Here is an 18,518-nt window from a genome sequence, read left to right as displayed (position 1 = left end):
GTGCAAGGTCTCAATGTGGTGCCGTGCCCGTAGGAGCGGGTTTACCCGCGAAACAGGCGACACAGTTTCGGATCCTATCCTTGATGAAAACCCTTTAATTCACCGCCTGTTCCATTTTCCCCTCCCTTGAGCGGTAATTGGCTTGCCAGTGGCGAAACACAGGATTTAGCATCCGGTCATGTCGTTTTCGTTTGCATAGCCCGAAAAACCGTCCAAACGATGGCTTCTATCGTATAAACACACTGCATCGAGACTGCAGGACCGATATAATGCGGCCCTTTGCCGTCGTTTCGTCGACGCGTTTGCCCAACAGGGCCGCCGTTTCCGTGGAAGAACCTATGAAAAGCGCAGAAATCCGTGAAGCCTTCCTTCGCTTCTTCGAAGAGCAGGGACATACCCGAGTCGCCTCCAGTTCGCTGATCCCGAACAACGACCCGACCCTGCTGTTCACCAACGCAGGCATGAACCAGTTCAAGGACTGCTTCCTCGGTGCGGAGAAGCGCGCCTACACGCGTGCTGTCAGCAGCCAGAAGTGCGTGCGTGCCGGTGGCAAGCACAACGACCTGGAAAACGTCGGTTACACCGCGCGTCACCACACCTTCTTCGAAATGCTGGGCAACTTCAGCTTCGGCGACTATTTCAAGCGCGACGCCATTACCTTTGCCTGGACCTTCCTGACGTCTGAGCAGTGGCTGAACCTGCCCAAGGAAAAGCTCTGGGTCACCGTCTACGCCACCGACGACGAAGCCTACGACATCTGGACCAAGGAAGTCGGCGTGCCGGCCGAGCGCATGGTGCGCATCGGCGATAACAAGGGCGCCCCGTACGCCTCCGACAACTTCTGGACCATGGGCGATACCGGCCCGTGCGGCCCGTGCACCGAGATTTTCTACGATCACGGCCCGGATATCTGGGGTGGTCCACCTGGCTCGCCAGAAGAAGACGGTGACCGCTACATCGAGATCTGGAACAACGTCTTCATGCAGTTCAACCGCACTGCCGACGGTGTGTTGCACCCGCTGCCAGCGCCGTCGGTGGACACCGGCATGGGCCTGGAGCGTGTCAGCGCCGTGCTGCAGCACGTGCATTCGAACTACGAGATCGACCTGTTCCAGAACCTGCTGGCTGCCGCAGCCAAGGCCATCGGTTGCAGCAATGACGGCCAGGCTTCGCTGAAAGTGGTCGCCGACCACATCCGTTCGTGCGGCTTCCTGATTGCCGACGGCGTGCTGCCGTCCAACGAAGGCCGTGGCTACGTGCTGCGCCGCATCATTCGCCGCGCTTGCCGTCACGGCAACAAGCTGGGCGCCAAGGGCAGCTTCTTCTACCAGATCGTTGCCGCACTGGCCGCTGAAATGGGCGAAGCCTTCCCGGAGCTGAAGAGCCAGCAAGCGCACATCGAGCGCGTGCTCAAGGCCGAAGAAGAGCAGTTTGCCAAGACCCTGGAGCAGGGCCTGCGCATCCTCGAGCAAGACCTGGCCCAGCTGAAAGGCGACGTGGTACCGGGCGACGTGGTGTTCAAGCTGTACGACACCTATGGCTTCCCGATGGACCTGACTGCCGACATCGCTCGTGAGCGTGAGCTGACCATCGACGAAGCCGGCTTCGAGCGTGAAATGGACGCCCAGCGTGAGCGCGCCCGCTCCGCCAGCGCCTTCGGCATGGATTACAACAGCCTGGTCAAGGTCGACAGCGCCACCGAGTTCCTCGGTTACGACGCCACCGAGGGCCAGGGCAAGATCATCGCCCTGTACAAGGACGGCCAATCCGTTGACCAGCTGGGTGAAGGCGAGGAGGGCGTTGTGGTGCTCGACCGCACGCCGTTCTACGCCGAGTCCGGTGGTCAGGTGGGTGATACCGGCTTCTTGCAGGCTGGCGCTGCACGCTTTGACGTGCGCGACACCACCAAGACCGGCGGTGCCTTCCTGCACCACGGCGTGGTGGCCAGCGGTGCGCTGGTGATCGGTTCGCCCGTCGAGGCCAAGGTCGATGCCGACGTACAGCACGCCACCTCGTTGAATCACTCCGCTACCCACCTGCTGCACGAAGCATTGCGCCAGGTACTGGGCGAGCATGTACAGCAGAAGGGCTCGCTGGTCGACAGCCAGCGCCTGCGTTTCGACTTCAGCCACTTCGAAGCGGTGAAGCCGGAGCAGATCAAGCAGCTGGAAGACATCGTCAACCGCGAGATTCGCAAGAATACCCCGGTTGAAACCGAACTGACCGACATCAAAACTGCCAAGGCCAAAGGCGCAATGGCGCTGTTCGGCGAGAAATACGGCGACACCGTGCGTGTGCTGAGCATGGGCGGTGATTTTTCGGTGGAATTGTGCGGCGGTATCCACGCCAAGCGCACCGGTGACATCAGCCTGTTCAAGATCATCAGCGAAGGCGGCGTAGCCTCTGGCGTGCGCCGTATCGAAGCCGTAACCGGTGCCGCTGCGCTGGCTTACCTGAACGCTGCCGAAGAGCAGGTCAAGGAAGCCGCGCAACTGGTCAAGGGTAACCGCGACAACCTGATCGACAAGCTGTCGGCTGTGCTTGAGCGCAACCGCCAGCTGGAGAAGCAGCTGGAACAGCTGCAGGCCAAGGCCGCCAGCGCCGCCGGGGACGATCTCTCCAACGCGGCTGTTGAGGTCAAGGGTGCCAAGGTCCTCGCCGCCCGCCTGGATGGGCAGGATGGCAAGGCCCTGCTGGCCCTGGTCGATCAGCTGAAAAACAAGCTCGGCCACGCAGTGATCCTGCTGGGCAGCGAGCATGAGGGCAAGGTTGTGCTGGTGGCCGGCGTGACCAAGGACCTCTCCAGCCAACTCAAGGCTGGCGATCTGATGAAACAAGCCGCTGCGGCGGTGGGTGGCAAGGGCGGCGGCCGTCCGGACATGGCCCAGGGTGGTGGCGTCGACGTCGCTGCGCTGGACCAGGCCCTGGCGCTGGCCGTGCCATTCGCAGAGCAGGGACTTTGAGATGAAGGGGTGGATGGTCCAGTGGTCACACAGGTCACTCCCGTCCACCCCTTCATGTTGGATTGTTTTTTGGGGCCCTGTATGGGCTGAGGCACCATTGAAATGGCGTTGATCGTACAGAAATTTGGCGGCACCTCTGTCGGTTCCATCGAGCGGATCGAGCAGGTAGCCGAAAAGGTCAAGAAACACCGTGAAGCGGGCGACGACCTGGTGGTTGTGCTGTCGGCCATGAGCGGTGAAACCAATCGCCTGATCGACCTGGCCAAGCAGATCACCGATCAGCCGGTTCCTCGTGAACTGGACGTGATCGTGTCGACGGGTGAGCAGGTCACCATTGCCCTGCTGACCATGGCCTTGATCAAGCGTGGTGTGCCAGCGGTGTCCTACACCGGCAACCAGGTGCGTATTCTCACCGACAGCTCGCACAACAAGGCGCGCATTCTGCAAATCGACGACCAGAAGATTCGTGCCGACCTCAAGGAAGGCCGCGTGGTCGTGGTTGCAGGCTTCCAGGGCGTCGACGAGCACGGCAGCATCACTACCCTGGGTCGTGGTGGCTCTGATACCACCGGCGTGGCCCTGGCGGCGGCGCTGAAGGCTGATGAGTGCCAGATTTACACTGATGTTGATGGCGTCTACACCACCGACCCGCGCGTCGTGCCACAGGCTCGTCGCCTGGAGAAGATCACCTTCGAAGAGATGCTGGAAATGGCCAGCCTCGGTTCCAAGGTGCTGCAGATCCGTTCGGTGGAGTTCGCCGGCAAGTACAACGTTCCGCTGCGCGTGCTGCACAGCTTCAAGGAGGGTCCGGGTACCCTCATTACCATTGATGAAGAGGAATCCATGGAACAGCCGATCATTTCCGGTATCGCCTTCAACCGTGATGAAGCAAAGCTGACCATTCGCGGCGTGCCGGATACCCCGGGCGTGGCTTTCAAGATCCTCGGCCCGATCAGCGCTTCGAACATCGAAGTCGACATGATCGTGCAGAACGTTGCTCACGATAACACCACCGACTTCACCTTCACCGTGCACCGCAACGAGTACGAGAAGGCGCAGAGCGTGCTGGAAAACACTGCGCGCGAAATCGGTGCCCGTGAAGTGATCGGCGACACCAAGATCGCCAAGGTCTCGATCGTTGGCGTCGGCATGCGTTCGCACGCCGGTGTTGCCAGCTGCATGTTCGAAGCCCTGGCCAAGGAGAGCATCAACATCCAGATGATCTCCACTTCCGAGATCAAGGTTTCGGTGGTGCTCGAAGAGAAGTACCTGGAGCTGGCCGTACGCGCGCTGCATACCGCGTTCGATCTGGATGCTCCTGCCCGACAGGGCGAGTAAGGCGCTGCCTGGAAGGGCGCGGCTTGCCGCGCCCTTCGCGTTTCTGCTCGCCGCGCAGGTCCTGTCCTGCCTTGTGCGGCGAGTAACCGGGGCCATGGTCGTCGTCCGCGACCCGGGCCCGATATCCAAGACTGTTACCCCTGAATGTTTTGCGTAAGGAGAAAGCTATGTTGATTCTGACTCGTCGGTGCGCCGAGAGCCTGATCATTGGAGACGGCGAGATCACCGTGACGGTGCTTGGCGTCAAAGGCAACCAGGTGCGTATTGGCGTGAGCGCCCCGAAAGAAGTGGCAGTTCACCGCGAGGAAATCTACCTGCGGATCAAGAAGGAGAAGGATGAAGAGCCAAGCCTTTAATTTTTTTGAAGTTTTTTTCAAAAAAAGGGTTGCAAAGGTGAAAGAGGTTCTTTAATATTCGCCTCGTGTTGCGGTGAGGTGGCCGAGTGGCCGAAGGCGCTCCCCTGCTAAGGGAGTATACCTCATAAGGGTATCGGGGGTTCGAATCCCCCCTTCACCGCCATTATTTGCGTAGGGCGCTGTAAACGGTAGGAACGCTAAGTAGTTGTTTTATAACGAAAAGCTTCTTGCAAAAATGTTTCAGCGACCTATAATGCGCGGCAAGACACGGACTCATAGCTCAGCTGGATAGAGTACTCGGCTACGAACCGAGCGGTCGCAGGTTCGAATCCTGCTGAGTCCGCCACTTTTGAAGTGGCTTTGTTTGCAAGGCTGCTTCAATCAACCAGCGGTATCTGGTCTAAAACTGCCAATTGCGGACTCATAGCTCAGCTGGATAGAGTACTCGGCTACGAACCGAGCGGTCGCAGGTTCGAATCCTGCTGAGTCCGCCACTTTCTTGAAGTGGTTCTGCTTGCAAAGCCATTTCAGTCAACCAGCGGTAATCTGGTTTAAAACTGCCAATCGCGGACTCATAGCTCAGCTGGATAGAGTACTCGGCTACGAACCGAGCGGTCGCAGGTTCGAATCCTGCTGAGTCCGCCACTTTCTTGAAGTGGTTCTGTTTGAAAAGCCATTTCAGTAAGCCAGTGGTAACCTGGTCTAAAACTACCATCACGGACTCATAGCTCAGCTGGATAGAGTACTCGGCTACGAACCGAGCGGTCGCAGGTTCGAATCCTGCTGAGTCCGCCATACCCCATCAAAAAGCCCGCTCAATAGAGCGGGCTTTTTGTTTGTGCGCCAATGAATTCTTGAGCCTGTCGATCTACGCTCTTCTGTAATGATTGCGGTGTAGTCTTGAGCCGCTGAGCGGCCTCAAAAATCAAATGTGCTTTCCCATCCACAACAATCGTCGCACTGATAGCTTCACGCGTTGTCCCAGCTTTATCGCGCAAACGATTGTTCTGGCCAAAAATTTAAGCGATCTGACAGCTTTAGCAGTGTATGATTGCGCCCGTCAGCCCCGCCGGGGCTTGTGGAAAACCACCATGGACTTACCCAGTAGTTACTCGCTAACACGATTCATACAGAAAGATCTGACCGATTGATTCCCTCGGCGTGCTCCGCTGCTGGGAGTGGAGTTCGCCTATGACCGAAGTAGAAGTTAAAAAAGCGCAAGAAAGCCTGCAGGATCGCCTGGCCCAGGTGGTCGAACTGCTGCAGCGTCAGCGCATGGTCGAAGACCTGACCCATCGCCAGGAAGGCGCGCACAACGACCTGGTCGAAAACCTGGTCCACCGCCAGAACCTCGTCGAGCTGCAGCGCAAGCTCGATGACCTGCACCCCGCCGACATCGCCTACATCCTCGAAGCCTTGCCCCTGGAAGATCGCCTGACGGTCTGGCAGCTGGTGCGCTCGGAGCGCGATGGCGACATCCTGCTGGAAGTTTCCGATTCGGTTCGCCAATCGCTGATCGCCGACATGGACGATCACGAGCTGCTGGCTGCCGCCAAGGAGATGGACGCCGACGAACTGGCCGACCTCGCCCCAGAGCTGCCGCGTGACGTTGTTCACGAGCTGATGGAAACCCTCGATGCCCAGCAACGCGAGCGGGTGCGTTCGGCGCTGAGCTACGACGAGGAGCAGGTTGGTGCGCTGATGGACTTCGAGATGGTCACCATCCGCGAAGACGTCAGCCTGGAAGTGGTGCTGCGCTACCTGCGCCGCCTGAAAGAACTGCCGAACCACACCGACAAATTGTTCGTGGTCGATTACGACGGCATCCTCAAGGGGGTATTGCCGATCAAGCGCCTGCTGGTCAACGACCCGGAGAAGAAGGTGGCGGAGGTCATGGCGACCGACCCTGTCTCCTTCCAGCCCGAGGAAGATGCCTACGATGCAGCGCAGGCTTTCGAGCGTTATGACCTGGTATCCGCCCCGGTGGTGGACAAGAGCGAACGCCTGATCGGCCGTCTGACCATCGACGAAATGGTTGACCTGATCCGTGAGGAAAGCGAGAGCGAAGTCCTCAACATGGCGGGTCTGCGTGAAGAGGAAGATATTTTCGCCTCGGTCTGGCGTTCGTTCCGCAACCGTTGGGCGTGGCTGGCAATCAACCTGATTACCGCCTTTGTTGCTTCGCGAGTGATCGGGTTGTTCGAAGGTTCGATTGAAAAGCTGGTGGCGTTGGCTGCGTTGATGCCGATCGTTGCGGGTATTGGTGGCAACTCTGGTAACCAGACCATCACCATGATCGTCCGCGCCATGGCCCTGGACCAAGTGTCGCCAGGCAATACCAGCCGCTTGATGCGCAAGGAGTTGGCGGTGTCGCTGATCAACGGCCTGGTTTGGGGCGGAGTCATTGGTGCAGTGGCTTTCTGGCTGTATGGCAGCTGGTCGCTGGGGGTGGTGATGACCGCAGCGATGACCTTGAACTTGTTATTGGCGGCGCTGATGGGCGTGCTGATCCCGATGACCTTGGCCCGCTTGGGGCGCGACCCTGCGATGGGGGCGAGTGTGATGATCACTGCTGTGACCGACAGCGGTGGTTTCTTCATCTTCCTTGGGCTGGCCACGCTGTTCCTGTTGTAAGCCAATCCTCCCTGTGGGAACAATCCCGCAGGGAAATGGCCTTGCTGCCAGTCAGACGCCCACAAAAAAGCCAGCTTACGCTGGCTTTTTCGTGTTCGCTGCAGCCCTCAGGAGGCGTCTGCGGCCATTTCCACATCGTGAGCGATGAGGGCGACCAAGGCGTTCTGCTGGCGGTGGGACAGTTGGCGGAAACGCTGCAGCAACTCGCGCTCATGCAGGGACAGTTCAGGGCTGTCCAGGCGCATGCTCAGTTCGTCACCCAGCGCACCTTCCTGGATAAGGCTCTGTTCCAGGCGTGCAATGATCTCGGAGTTCATGCTGCGGTGGTGGTTGCGTGCTACCTCGGCAATGCGCTCACGCATTCCGTCAGGCAGGCGGACGACGAACTTGTCAGCAGTGCGGCTCGAATAAATAGCCTGTTTCATTGGGCGCATATAAATTGACCAGAGTTTGGTTCAGGGGAAGCGGTTCTCAAATTGGCCGCACGGGATGGAAGTACGACCGTGGCGACGACAAAATGTTCAACCGCCAGTGAAAAATGGATGCTCATCTTGCCTCATGGTCGCCGTTTGCTTGGCGTCAATTATGTGACAAATAGTGATCCGGATAAAGGCTTTATGCCAGTACCAATTATCAGAAATGAGCACTGGTTTGAAAAGTTTTACATGCTCTGGCTAGCCTGGCCGTCAGTCTTTTGCCGTCAACAATCGGTAAAACGCAGAAAAATGCCCAGAAAAGCCCTAGAATGCGCCGGTTCCCTCTATAGAGCATAGTGGCTATGCAACATGACGCAAGCGACCGCCGATCAGGGACGGGCCGGTTGATATTTCTGGTTGGGCCGTCGGGTTCCGGGAAAGATTCCCTGATCGACGCGTCGCGTGAGCAACTGGCCGCCGCCGGGGTAGAAATTGCCCGCCGGGTCATCACCCGTTCGGCCGAAGCCAAGGGCGAAGCTGCCCAAGGGGTCACGCCTGAGCATTTTGATACCTTGCGTGCGCAGGGTGCGTTTGCCATGCACTGGCGGGCCAATGGCCTAGACTATGGCATACCCCGGCAGGTGGACCAGTGGTTGGCGGCGGGGAGGGCAGTGCTGGTGAATGGCTCGCGGGCTTATCTGCCAGAGGCCCGTCAGCGCTATCCGGATTTGTTGGCCGTGTTGGTCGAGGTCAAGCCTGAGGTGCTGCGCCAGCGCTTGCTGGCCCGGGGGCGGGAAAGCGCAGAAGAAGTGGAACAGCGCCTGGCGCGCAGCGCACGCTTGCAAGCTGCAGCCGACCCGTCGGTGCATGTGCTGGATAATTCTTCCACACTGGAGGCGGCGGTCGCCGCATTCGTTTCGCTGCTTCGCGATCAGGGCGTACTACCGCGGGGATAGCAGCGCAGAAAAGGATTACGCGAAAAAGCCCAGTTCAGGCATGACAAACGCCAGCATGCTGGTTAACATGCTGGCCATCCCGCTGTGCAGCGCTCGCTGCCGGTCGTAGCGTCTCAGTAGCTCAATTGGATAGAGCATCCCCCTCCTAAGGGGAAGGTTGCAGGTTCAAATCCTGCCTGGGACGCCATATAATTCAAGGCCTCCAGCCGTTTTAGCAAGTGGTGACCGGCATTCAAAGTGAGTTTTAGTAACTACTTTGGTAACTACTTTGCCATTGGTTAAAATTTGATCAGTGGCCATCGGTCATGCACCCAGCCCTGCTCCGCAGGCGCCTCGGTCGTGATCACATAGACTTTCTGCTGCTCACCATCGCCGATCACAAGCCCCTCAATCGCCTGGCCAGGCTCTAGGTCGAACCAGTGACTGATCTTCTGTTCGTCCTTCTCCATGAACCTCAACGCTGGTATGTAGACCCGCGTCGGTCCGTACTTCTCCCATCGCCCATCTTCGATTGAGCTGAGTCTCGCCCAGCCGCCCGCAGGGCCTTTGCCTGGTTGTTCTCTGCGCCTGCCCCAGGGCACCCATATGACTTCCTGGCATTCACTACTGAGAACGGGCATGGCAGCTCTGGGATTCGGGAAATAGATCTTCAACTGCTCACCAGTCCTGGTGTACTGACCGGAAATTTCTACGCCGCCACACATCGCTGTACCTCTTGGCTATCCGAAAAATCTCACTATACTGTTTATCTATACAGTATTTTAGAGTGCCTCGATGAATACAGCATTTTCAACACCGGGCCGCCGCATCGAGCGTCTCTGTCTCTCTCCGGAAAAGCTCAAGATCACCGGCTTCCAGTCGCCAGCTGGCGATCATGAGCAGGGACCGCTCAGCATCGACGAATTCGTTGGCCTTGGCGCACCGCACATCTGGCTTTGGATCGCCGACAGCGATGCTCTTGCAGGCCTCGGCATCAACCAAAATGATGTGCTCGTCGTGAACCGCACCGGCCTGGCCGCTCCAGGGCGTGCTGCAATCGTCATCATCGACAGTGAGTTCAAGCTCTGCTCGATACTCACTGACGCTGAGAAAAAGCGGTCCCTGGTCACGATAGACCGCCAGGGCGAGTGCCAGCACATCGCCGGACAGGATGAAGTGGTGCTTTGGGGAATCGTTGATTTCTTGTTCCGAGACCTACGCCCATGACTAAACGTGTGTACGCGCTGATCGACTGCAACAGCTTCTATTGCTCGTGCGAGCGAATCTTCCGCCCCGAGCTTGCGACAACGCCGATAGTGGTCTTGAGCAACAACGACGGCTGCGTCATCGCCCGTACGAGTGAAGCCAAAGCGCTTGGCATAGCCATGGGAGCGCTTTTCTTCGAAATCCGTGGTCAACTTCGTAAGTCCGGTGTTCAAGCTTTTTCGAGCAACTACGCGCTCTACAGCGACGTGTCTAACAAAGTCATGCGATGCATTCACGGCCAAGTGCCGGATCTGGAGCAGTACAGCATCGACGAGTGCTGGGCAGACCTGACAGGCCTGCCAGGTGATCTGGCAACAATCGGGAAAGCTATCAAAGAGCGCGTCTGGGGCGAATGTGCGATGCCGGTAGGCGTGGGTATCGGTCATACCAAGACACTCGCCAAACTCGCGAATTTCGCTGCAAAGAAATGGCAGAAAACTGGTGGAGTGGTTGATCTGACCGACCCGGTTCGCTGTGACAAGCTGCTGAAGATCGCGCCAGTGGATGAAGTGTGGGGTATCGGTCGCCGGCTCTCGAAGACGCTCCAGGCGATGAGCATAAACACGGCTTGGGATCTCGCTCATGCCGATCTGGCAGTGATCAGACAGACGTTTGGACGCGTCCTGGAACGCACGGCGAGGGAGCTGCGAGGTGAAGAATGGCTGTGCATGCACCAGGCGCCCGACCTCAAAAAAGAGATTTGCAGCTCGAAGATGTTCGGCCAGAAACTGCGGAGCATCGAGCCGATCCGGGAGGCATTGGCCAGCTACGTCGCCCGCGCTGCCGAAAAGCTTCGGGAGCAGGGCAGTCTGGCCGAGGAAATGGTCATCAGCTTGCAGACCTCGGGATTCGTCGAAGACAGAGAGCGCTATTTCAACAGCGCCAGGTGCATCCTTCCCTACCCAACAAATGACACCCTCCTGATGACCCAGGCCGCAAACCAAGCCCTATTACGCATATTCAGGAATGGGTACGCGTACTCGAAGGTTGGCGTTTTGCTGACAAAACTGGTGCAAAGCGATGAGTACACGCCGGATCTGTTTGCTGAGTCGCCGAGAAGGAACAATGCGAAGCTCATGGAGACGATTGATCTGCTCAACCAGCGCTTTGGGCGAGGAGCGGTGAGGGTGGGGACGGTGTGGCCGGATGGGAGGGCATGGGAGATGAAGAGAGAGATGCTGTCGCCTGCGTATACGTCCAGCTGGCGGGAGCTGCCGAGGGTGAGCTAGGTGAATACGCTTTCCCCTGACTTGGCATTGATGAAAAGGTGACTAATCTGTATAAAAATACAGTGTTTCGCGTCCGGCGAAGGAAGACAGTTGCCGGCTCAAATGCTAAGGTGTCGCAGCTTTTTTTTGGGGATAAATCATGAGTTTTTCAGCTGTAGAATCTAGCGATGTTGTTGACAAGGAATACCGCAGCGCCGCTGCTAGTGAAGTCGATACAGGCGATGATTTTGCGGTGTTGAGAAACGTGGATCTCTTTGCCGGTGCTGGTGGCATTTCGTGCGGATTGGGCATGGCTGGCTTCAAGCCCCTGCTGGCGAATGAGTTGGTTGATCAGTACGCCAAGACGTATCAGCGCAATCATCCTGATACCAATTTGGTTGTCGGTGATGTGAGAGAGGTCAGCGAGTCAGATATCAAGCAGCGCTTGGGAGTTTCTGCTGGCGATGTGGATCTCTTGGCGGGAGGGCCGCCTTGCCAAGGTTTCTCAGTAAACGCGCCAATCCGAAGCCTTGATGATGACCGCAATCATCTGTTCAAGGATTTCATCCGGGTAGCCGAAGCACTCCTGCCGAAAGCCGTAATGATTGAGAACGTACCGGGAATGGTGTCTCTCGGGCGGGGTACTGTTGTTGAGCAGATCTACCTGGAGCTTGAAAGGCTTGGGTATACGGTTCGGCACAAAATCCTGTTTGCGGGTCATTATGGCGTTCCTCAGATGCGCTTCCGTACGATCTTCATCGGAATCAGAAAGCCAAATGCCTACATAGAATTCCCGGAGCCGGAGTTCAACGCCCGTGCGACTGCCAATTTTACCGGTGCCAAGGAGCTGTGTATCCAGGTGCCACCGCTTTTTGCTGAAACGCTAAAAAAGCATACTGGCGTATGGGATGCGATATCTGATCTGCCTGAACTCAGCAACGGGCATAGCGTTGATGACATTCGGCAATATGCGACAAAGCCAACGGGATGGTATCAAGAGCTGATGCGCAGCAGATCAAATGATTTGCAGAACCATGTGTGTGCCGGAATTGGGAAGGTCAACCTTGATCGTCTTCAGCACATCCCACAGGGCGGTAGCTGGCGCGACATTCCGTTTGACATGCTTCCTGCTGGTCTGAAGCGTGCCCGGCGCAGTGATCATACCAAGCGCTATGGGAGGCTGCACCCAGATGGCCTATGCTCCACCATTTTGACGAAGTGCGATCCACATTGGGGTAGCTTTTTCCACCCCACCCAAGACAGAATCATATCTGTCAGGGAAGCAGCTCGTATCCAGTCGTTCCCTGATGATTACGTGTTCACAGGGAACGTCACCCAACAGTATGAGCAGGTCGGTAATGCAGTGCCGCCACTGCTCGCACGGGCGATGGGTAATAAGGTGAGAGAACTGCTTAAGATAAATTTCAATGGCGGTAAGACCGAGAAACGACATAGTTGAAATATTTGGCTATGCGCCTGATGACCTTTCTCCAGTAGCAAGGCAAGCTTGGACGAATCGACACTGCATATTCACAAATGCACCATGCACCAAAACAAATCACGATGGTAGTGAGGTGTATGGTGCATGTAGTGTTACGTCTATGGGGGAAGATTGTGTAATTTGCCCCAATAGATTATATGCAGGCAACTATCAGATATTAGTAGATGTAGCACAGGATGCTTTTGGTGCTGGCCTGCGAGTGCTTACTTACAATGAATACGTGAGACTTAGACAAGCAGGCGATAATGGCACGTACGTAGTTGCCTTGGGGCAGAAGTCGGGGAAAGAGGTTAAGCTCGGACGTCAACTTTCCATGGATTGGGTTTTGGCAAAAGTACAGGGGCGAACTCTATTAGGGTATGTCGGTGTTGAAGTGCAAAGTATCGACATTACTGGTAACTATAGAGATAACTGGGCGTCATATCGTGATCTTCCCTATGATCCAACCGCACCAATCCATGCTTCTGGGCATGGAATGAATTGGGCAAACGTCCACAAGCGCCTCATTCCTCAATTGATTAGGAAAGGGTTAATTTACTCTAGATCTAATCATGTGGCCTCTGGTCTATATTTTCTTCTTCCAGAAATTGTTTATCGCCGATTTGAGTTAGTAATTGGTTCAGACATACCTCTGGAGCGAGAAAAGTCACCAGATAATATGACGGTTTTTACGTATGGATTAGGCCCTGCTGTCCCGTATGGTAGCATTAGGAGTCTTGTTCCAATAAGAAGGCTCAGATTCTCATTGGAGGAATTTTCATCACGATTTGTAGCGGGAGCCAATCTTCCAAGTGGAGAAGACTTGGATAGTGCGGTACTCAGAGGTCTTAACTGAGCAGGTAACTGCCCCGCATAGCGGGGCTTTTTCCTTATTGAAGCCATGACTCAACGGTTTCAGCACCGTACTGCGATTTCCATTCTTTGAGCAGCTTGTGGTTACCACCCTTGGTTTCAACACGCTCACCGCTTTCCGGGTTGACGTAAACCTTCAGCTGACGCTCGCGGCGCGGCTGACGTGCTGCGGGTGCGGCTCGCTCTGGGCGAGCATGAGGGTCCAGGATCAGTTTTACTTCGCGCAGGGAGAAGCCGTACTCACCCAGCAGAGCGCGCAGCTTGCTTTCGAACTCGATTTCCTTTTTCAGGCCATCATCATTCTTGAGTGCATCCAGTTGAGCCATCTGCTCGGCGAGCTGTGCTTCGAGTGCTTTGAATTCTGCGAGTTTGCTCATTTTGTCCCCAAGTTTAAGTGTCGGCGTTTGTGAATTCTAGTGAGTCAAATGCTGTAATTTTTTTGGCAACAGCGTTGCGACGGGATTCTAGCTGAATGTCGCTGAGGTCGGCATAGTTTGCTTTGTAATCATTGAGCAAACTGGTCTCCAGTCTGACCTGCTCTTCTACTACAGAAAGATCCATTTTTAGCGTCACTAGCTGAGATCCGTTAGTGCCGTTGATGCGAATGCGAAGGAGGGTTGCCTTATCGCGGAGGCGCTTTAGGTAGCGCTGCTGGAGCTGAATTAGGTCGAGCTTGCTTTCACCTTTCGTGATTTCGGTAAGGCAGTGATCAATGATGCTTGTGAAGTACGCGTAGCGCTCATCGTATGACTTTTGCGGTCGGCCAAGAGTCTTCGGCTCGCGGTCGGGATCAAGTGCGGCGCGTTTGTAAAAAGCGATGTGTAGCTGTTTGTCGAGTGTCCCGAGCATGTCTTTGCCAGGGCGACCGACAAGTGTTTTTCCGAACTGGGCACGTAGCGTCGCGATGTGAGTCTGCTTTTCGCCTGCTTCTGCTTCCATCTCTCGGAGCTTTTTAAGCTCTTCGTCGCGCTCAATTTCGATGCGCGCTAATTCGAGTTCCTTTGGCATTTTGGGTTTGCCGGGAGCGAGCTTCTTGTCTGAGTCTGGAAGGGCGTTCCACGCTTCTTCGGTCATCCCTTGCGGGCGGAAGAGGTTGAGTTTCTGGCGTACAGCCTTGGCATGATCGTTGAGTCCTTCGCGCTCGAATTTTGCGGCTTCACGAGCGAATGTCATACGTTGTAGAAACGTGCTGAGAAGGAGGTGTCGCTGAAGGTCATCGTCTTCCACTGGGTAGCCGGACTGATCTTCGATCTCGCGCTCAAGCTGGAACGAGTTCTCATGCAACCTGGCGACGAGTCGGCGCTGCTTCTCTAGCGGGCTCAGAGAAGGGCGTCCCTGAGATTTTTTCCTTGACGAGCTTTCTTCCATGTGAATTACCTTGACAAAAATATTAATTTCTGTCATAATAATAGGCTTGATGAACAGATTGTCAAGGAATGACAATGGAGCTGTCAGGCAGCCCTAAGGGAGCGGGGATGCGGCTGAAGCTGGTAACCAAGCTCGAAGGATCTGGCTTTCCAGTAGTCCCGGCCGGCACGGATGAAGACCGCGAGATCACTGGCAAGGTAGTAAATGTCTGGACGCTTGCCATGGAACGGCAGCACGTCAAGGAAGATGTGTTTTGAGCGCCAGATTTGTAGAGATGCTTTTGAAATGCCATAAGCCAAGGCTGCTTCAGCGGTTGTCAGCCTGGTTGACGGATCAAGACCAGCGATAGGAGCGTCATTGAAAAGAACAGGAATGCGCGGGTACGAGTTGGCAGGCCCGAATTTTTTGGGTCGATCCCGGTACGCGATCACATCGATCTTCTTATAAAAGACTTTTCTTCGTTCTCCCCGAACATACGGGATAAACTCTTTTTTGCTTGAAACAGTACGAAGGTTTCTTAGCGTTCCTACGGCCAGCTGAAGCATTGCAGCTGCTTGTGATTCGCTGACGTACACTCCTGTCCGCGTGTTTACTCGCTCTTTAACAATTTGCATTTTTATTTTTCCCTTTCTGCGTGTCCATGGAATAATTATAACATAAGGTAGTATTGATTTTCTGATGGTCGAGCAGTTTTAACCAGCTTCGCTGAAAATATCCAGCGGGTGGTTTGTTGGGGGGGGTTACCACTTCTATCTCTTTTATATATATGAGAGTAGGAAGTGGTAAATAAGGTGATGATCAACAGGCAAGCACCCCCTGGATAAATTCCGCGAAGCGGGCAGGGCAAGTTTACCACTTCCTACTATTTATATGTAAAGAGATGGGAAGTGGTAAAAAGATGTCAATGCCATTATCGGATATTTTATAATTATTTTCAGTTTTGGTGTTTAAAAGTGGAAAAATAGTGTTATTATGAAAATGTGCAATATAGCACTGCGCTGGAGATGCGTAAAATAACAAAAGGTTAAAGTAAAAATGAAAGTTGTATATCAAGGGCAAAAACAGGAGCACTCTGTAAATGACATAAACACCAAGGTGATTGTCATTGGTACTGAAGATGTGGGCGGCGTAGAGTTTACTTACGTCAAAGCAGGAACAGACATTGAGTCTGTCTTGAGGCTGTTTACTGAAGCGAAATCAGCAAGCAGGCATACCATTTCGCTGGTTGTTACAGAAGAGAACTACGCTGAGCGCTATGAGTTAGCTCGCGAATTTAAAGCCGGCCTGTATTTTGTAGGAGGCCAGCACCTTGAAAGCCTTTCCGGGTACTCATCGCTCGAAGTAGATGAGTACGCTGCCCAAGCCGGGGCACTGAAGAATCTGAAACGCTTCGTTGCTTCTGTCGCACGTCAAGTGCCTTTCTCTCTTACTCGTGACCAGGCTGCTGAAAAGGTTGCAGATGCTGCTTCGACTAGGGCATTTGAAGATGAACACAGTGTCGAGAAGGCAATCGATCTGCTGAACAAGACAATCGACAGCGATGTCATCAGCTACCAGCACAGCCGAAAAATTAACTTAGATTCACAGATTGCTGGTCGTTTCCTGTCATGCCGCAAACCAGGTCCAGATGCTTCTGCGGAGCTTGAGGCTTACGCCGCCAAGATCTTCGCCGAAGGCGGTATTCACGTCCTGGCCGACGGCATGGGCAAGGGCAAAACCAAGCACGTGATCCGTAAGCTGATCGAGGCCGGCATCGAGTCCGGCGAGAAATCTACAGTTCTGAGTCACAGGATCGCAATCGCACGCTCCAGCTCAATTGCAGATCTCGTTGAGCAATACAACGATGACAGCATTGAAGGCCGCGAAGACCAGCTCCGAGCCCTTTCGCTAGTGATAAATAAGTGCGACAACGAGCGATTCAGGGTTCACACGCACCAAAGCGGCATCATCATCATCGAGGAGGCCGCACAGGTGCTGCGACACATGATGCAGAAAGGTTTCGTTGGCGACCGCCATGACGTTTTCCATGAAATCCTGGGCTTGATGAAAAAAGCCCGACTGGTGTTGGTTTGCGAGGCTTTCATCAATAACGTGCTGATGAACTACGTCCGCCTTGCTGGAAGGCCCATAAGCCTCACACAGGGCAATACTGACTACTCGTCAATTAATGTGTGCCTTAGCTCTGTGGAATCGACCCAGCGCGAAATTTTGAGATCACTGGCCGCTAAGAAGAAAATTATCTTCGCTTCGGACTCAAGAAAACACGCAGAAACCGTTACCAGGATTGCTCGTGACCAGGGCGCCAGAGTTCTACTGATCACTCAAAATACTAAAGATAACGACGAAGTTTTGGAGTTTTTTGCAAATCCGAACGAAGCCGTTAAGCAGTACGATGTACTGTGCCATAGCCCTTCCATGCAGTCATCTGTGAGCATCACAGTCGAGCATTTTGACGACCATTTCTGCATCTTCGGCGGTACTGTAGGTGTTGACGACGCAAAACAGTTCGTTCGACGCGACAGAACTGCAAAAAGGGTCGTTGTTGGCATTCACCTGGTGACTAAATTTGCTGTTGAAAAACGCGATGTAATTGCCAATTTCTACGCAAGCGACGACCAGGTTTTCGACTCAATTGCTACACAGCAGCTGTACCTCAGTGCGAGAGAGAAAAACCACTTCCAGCAGTGGCTTTCGCTGGGATTCGAGCTTGAAGGCTTTACCATAACTCGCTTGCCGACAGATAAAGCAGCCGATGAAGAAGCATCGAAGATTTTCAAAAACAGCAGAAAATCAGTCAAAGAAACAATCACAAAAGGAACCATGGTCGCCGGTCAAACAGCTATCAATGATTCTAGTGTGAAAAAGCTGGAGAAAACTCGTAACGAGCAAGAGTATTTCCTGAATAATTTCATCGACACAGCACATGCGGTTGGTAAAATCTTTGAAGATGTGAACGAAGAAGATGTGAAATTCTTCAGCGAAGGCGCTGGTCTTTCGAAACTGATGAAAGCCAAGTGCTGGCTGCTTGATGATCGCCGCTTCATAGATCTAAAAGTGCGTGACGAGAAGGTCAAAGGAATTGACTGCGGAAATTATGTAGCCATCCGCAACCTGCTTACAAATGTAATGAAGAAACTCGGGATAGGCACCTCGGGTGAGGGCGCCATTACACATAAAGAGCTTAAGAGTGCTTGTGACTATATTGTTGAAAACCAGCTGAACTTCAAGCTGAACGGCCTGATTTCGATCAGGGCAGAGGCGAAAACCGAACGTCAGATGAACTCTCTTGTATCTGATCTTCTCTCAAGCCTCGGACTGTCAAAGATCCGCAAAATGATCAAAGGTGAAAGGGTCTACGTTCTGAACAAAGAGCTGTTTGATCAGATTGACTCGTATGTTAACCCGAGCAGCTCCGAAGAACACAAAGTGTTTCTGATGAAAAATCTGATGGACTGCGATGAGCAAACCGCCAAGTCCCTGCTCGAAGAAACCGAGACTGAAATTTAAAACTGTTAAATTTGTGTTATAATAAATACGTAAGGGCGGAAAACCTACCCCCTTCGCATCTCCGTAAAGCACCTGAGCCCCACCGGTTTAATTCCTTTTCCCGAGCGGGGCTTCTTTTTGCCACCAAATAATTCGTTTTCAAATGATTTTTAATATATATTATGTGATATAATA

At 54.3% G+C, this 18,518-nt stretch carries 16 protein-coding genes and 6 tRNA genes; 17 read left to right on the top strand and 5 right to left on the bottom strand.

The annotated features are described in order from the left end of the window. Positions 1–338 precede the first annotated feature (338 nt). From alaS to mgtE, 9 genes are all read left to right on the top strand, one after another. The gene (gene alaS / locus ACF8O8_RS25835; protein ID WP_392510734.1) at positions 339–2,963 is read left to right on the top strand and encodes an alanine--tRNA ligase; all 2,625 of its coding nucleotides are present in this window, start codon (positions 339–341) and stop codon (positions 2,961–2,963) included. A 102-nt stretch (positions 2,964–3,065) separates the two neighbouring features. Further along, positions 3,066–4,301: an aspartate kinase gene (locus tag ACF8O8_RS25830; protein WP_003254504.1), complete on the top strand. Its 1,236-nt coding sequence runs from the start codon at positions 3,066–3,068 to the stop codon at positions 4,299–4,301. A gap of 167 nt (positions 4,302–4,468) precedes the next feature. After that, a complete protein-coding gene (gene csrA / locus ACF8O8_RS25825) occupies positions 4,469–4,657 on the top strand; it encodes a carbon storage regulator CsrA (RefSeq protein ID WP_003254503.1) in 189 nt (62 codons plus the stop codon). A 72-nt stretch (positions 4,658–4,729) separates the two neighbouring features. Then, positions 4,730–4,820, top strand: a tRNA-Ser gene (locus tag ACF8O8_RS25820). A 106-nt stretch (positions 4,821–4,926) separates the two neighbouring features. Then, positions 4,927–5,003 (top strand) — tRNA-Arg (locus tag ACF8O8_RS25815). Between the two features lie 71 nt (positions 5,004–5,074). Beyond that, positions 5,075–5,151, top strand: a tRNA-Arg gene (locus ACF8O8_RS25810). Between the two features lie 74 nt (positions 5,152–5,225). Then, a tRNA-Arg gene (locus tag ACF8O8_RS25805) sits at positions 5,226–5,302 on the top strand. A gap of 73 nt (positions 5,303–5,375) precedes the next feature. Then, positions 5,376–5,452: transfer RNA gene (locus tag ACF8O8_RS25800), tRNA-Arg, on the top strand. 396 nt (positions 5,453–5,848) lie between these two features. Then, entirely contained in the window at positions 5,849–7,291 is a 1,443-nt protein-coding gene (gene mgtE, locus ACF8O8_RS25795; protein WP_003254500.1) for a magnesium transporter, read from the top strand. Positions 7,292–7,398: 107 nt separating this feature from the next. On the opposite strand, the gene ACF8O8_RS25790 is transcribed toward mgtE, so the two are convergent. Further along, positions 7,399–7,725 carry an Arc family DNA-binding protein gene (locus ACF8O8_RS25790; protein ID WP_003254499.1) on the bottom strand — a complete coding sequence of 109 codons (327 nt, stop codon included), beginning with the start codon at positions 7,723–7,725 and terminating at the stop codon, positions 7,399–7,401. 69 nt (positions 7,726–7,794) lie between these two features. Here ACF8O8_RS25790 and ACF8O8_RS25785 point away from each other — a divergent pair, with 69 nt between their 5' ends. The 3 genes from ACF8O8_RS25785 (at position 7,795) to ACF8O8_RS25775 (ending at position 8,850) form a co-directional block, all read left to right on the top strand. Beyond that, positions 7,795–8,064, top strand: a complete 270-nt coding sequence (locus tag ACF8O8_RS25785; protein ID WP_061405701.1) for a hypothetical protein — start codon at positions 7,795–7,797, stop codon at positions 8,062–8,064. Positions 8,065–8,069: 5 nt separating this feature from the next. Further along, the gene (phnN, locus tag ACF8O8_RS25780) at positions 8,070–8,663 is read left to right on the top strand and encodes a phosphonate metabolism protein/1,5-bisphosphokinase (PRPP-forming) PhnN (protein WP_049587030.1); all 594 of its coding nucleotides are present in this window, start codon (positions 8,070–8,072) and stop codon (positions 8,661–8,663) included. A gap of 110 nt (positions 8,664–8,773) precedes the next feature. After that, positions 8,774–8,850 (top strand) — tRNA-Arg (locus ACF8O8_RS25775). Between the two features lie 91 nt (positions 8,851–8,941). Here ACF8O8_RS25775 and ACF8O8_RS25770 read toward each other — a convergent pair. Beyond that, on the bottom strand, positions 8,942–9,112 hold the full coding sequence (locus tag ACF8O8_RS25770) for a hypothetical protein (protein ID WP_392510733.1): 171 nt from the start codon (positions 9,110–9,112) through the stop codon (positions 8,942–8,944). A 325-nt stretch (positions 9,113–9,437) separates the two neighbouring features. Here ACF8O8_RS25770 and ACF8O8_RS25765 point away from each other — a divergent pair, with 325 nt between their 5' ends. From ACF8O8_RS25765 to ACF8O8_RS25750, 4 genes are all read left to right on the top strand, one after another. Further along, positions 9,438–9,869 carry a hypothetical protein gene (locus ACF8O8_RS25765; RefSeq protein ID WP_196163412.1) on the top strand — a complete coding sequence of 144 codons (432 nt, stop codon included), beginning with the start codon at positions 9,438–9,440 and terminating at the stop codon, positions 9,867–9,869. Then, on the top strand, positions 9,866–11,137 hold the full coding sequence (locus ACF8O8_RS25760; protein WP_392510732.1) for a Y-family DNA polymerase: 1,272 nt from the start codon (positions 9,866–9,868) through the stop codon (positions 11,135–11,137). The genes ACF8O8_RS25765 and ACF8O8_RS25760 overlap by 4 nt, the downstream gene beginning before the upstream one ends. Positions 11,138–11,276: 139 nt before the next feature. Then, positions 11,277–12,575, top strand: coding sequence for a DNA cytosine methyltransferase (locus tag ACF8O8_RS25755; RefSeq protein WP_392510731.1), 1,299 nt, complete (start codon positions 11,277–11,279; stop codon positions 12,573–12,575). Further along, a complete protein-coding gene (locus ACF8O8_RS25750; RefSeq protein ID WP_392510730.1) occupies positions 12,544–13,452 on the top strand; it encodes a hypothetical protein in 909 nt (302 codons plus the stop codon). The genes ACF8O8_RS25755 and ACF8O8_RS25750 overlap by 32 nt, the downstream gene beginning before the upstream one ends. A 34-nt stretch (positions 13,453–13,486) precedes the next feature. On the opposite strand, the gene ACF8O8_RS25745 is transcribed toward ACF8O8_RS25750, so the two are convergent. The 3 genes from ACF8O8_RS25745 to ACF8O8_RS25735 all read right to left on the bottom strand — a co-directional run bounded on the left by ACF8O8_RS25745 (position 13,487) and on the right by ACF8O8_RS25735 (position 15,451). Then, positions 13,487–13,846 carry a histone-like nucleoid-structuring protein, MvaT/MvaU family gene (locus tag ACF8O8_RS25745; RefSeq protein WP_392510729.1) on the bottom strand — a complete coding sequence of 120 codons (360 nt, stop codon included), beginning with the start codon at positions 13,844–13,846 and terminating at the stop codon, positions 13,487–13,489. A gap of 13 nt (positions 13,847–13,859) precedes the next feature. Continuing rightward, positions 13,860–14,837 (bottom strand): hypothetical protein, encoded by a 978-nt coding sequence (locus tag ACF8O8_RS25740; RefSeq protein WP_392510728.1) that lies wholly within the window; start codon positions 14,835–14,837, stop codon positions 13,860–13,862. Between the two features lie 83 nt (positions 14,838–14,920). Then, complete coding sequence (locus ACF8O8_RS25735; protein WP_392510727.1) at positions 14,921–15,451, bottom strand: hypothetical protein; 531 nt, start codon at positions 15,449–15,451, stop codon at positions 14,921–14,923. 421 nt (positions 15,452–15,872) lie between these two features. Between ACF8O8_RS25735 and ACF8O8_RS25730 the strand changes: the two genes are divergently transcribed. Next, complete coding sequence (locus ACF8O8_RS25730; protein WP_392510726.1) at positions 15,873–18,344, top strand: hypothetical protein; 2,472 nt, start codon at positions 15,873–15,875, stop codon at positions 18,342–18,344. Positions 18,345–18,518: the final 174 nt, after the last annotated feature.

It is taken from the genome of Pseudomonas sp. TYF_14 (assembly GCF_043105275.1).
GTDB lineage: Bacteria > Pseudomonadota > Gammaproteobacteria > Pseudomonadales > Pseudomonadaceae > Aquipseudomonas > Aquipseudomonas alloputida.
This window is presented reverse-complemented; position numbering and strand designations above follow the sequence as displayed.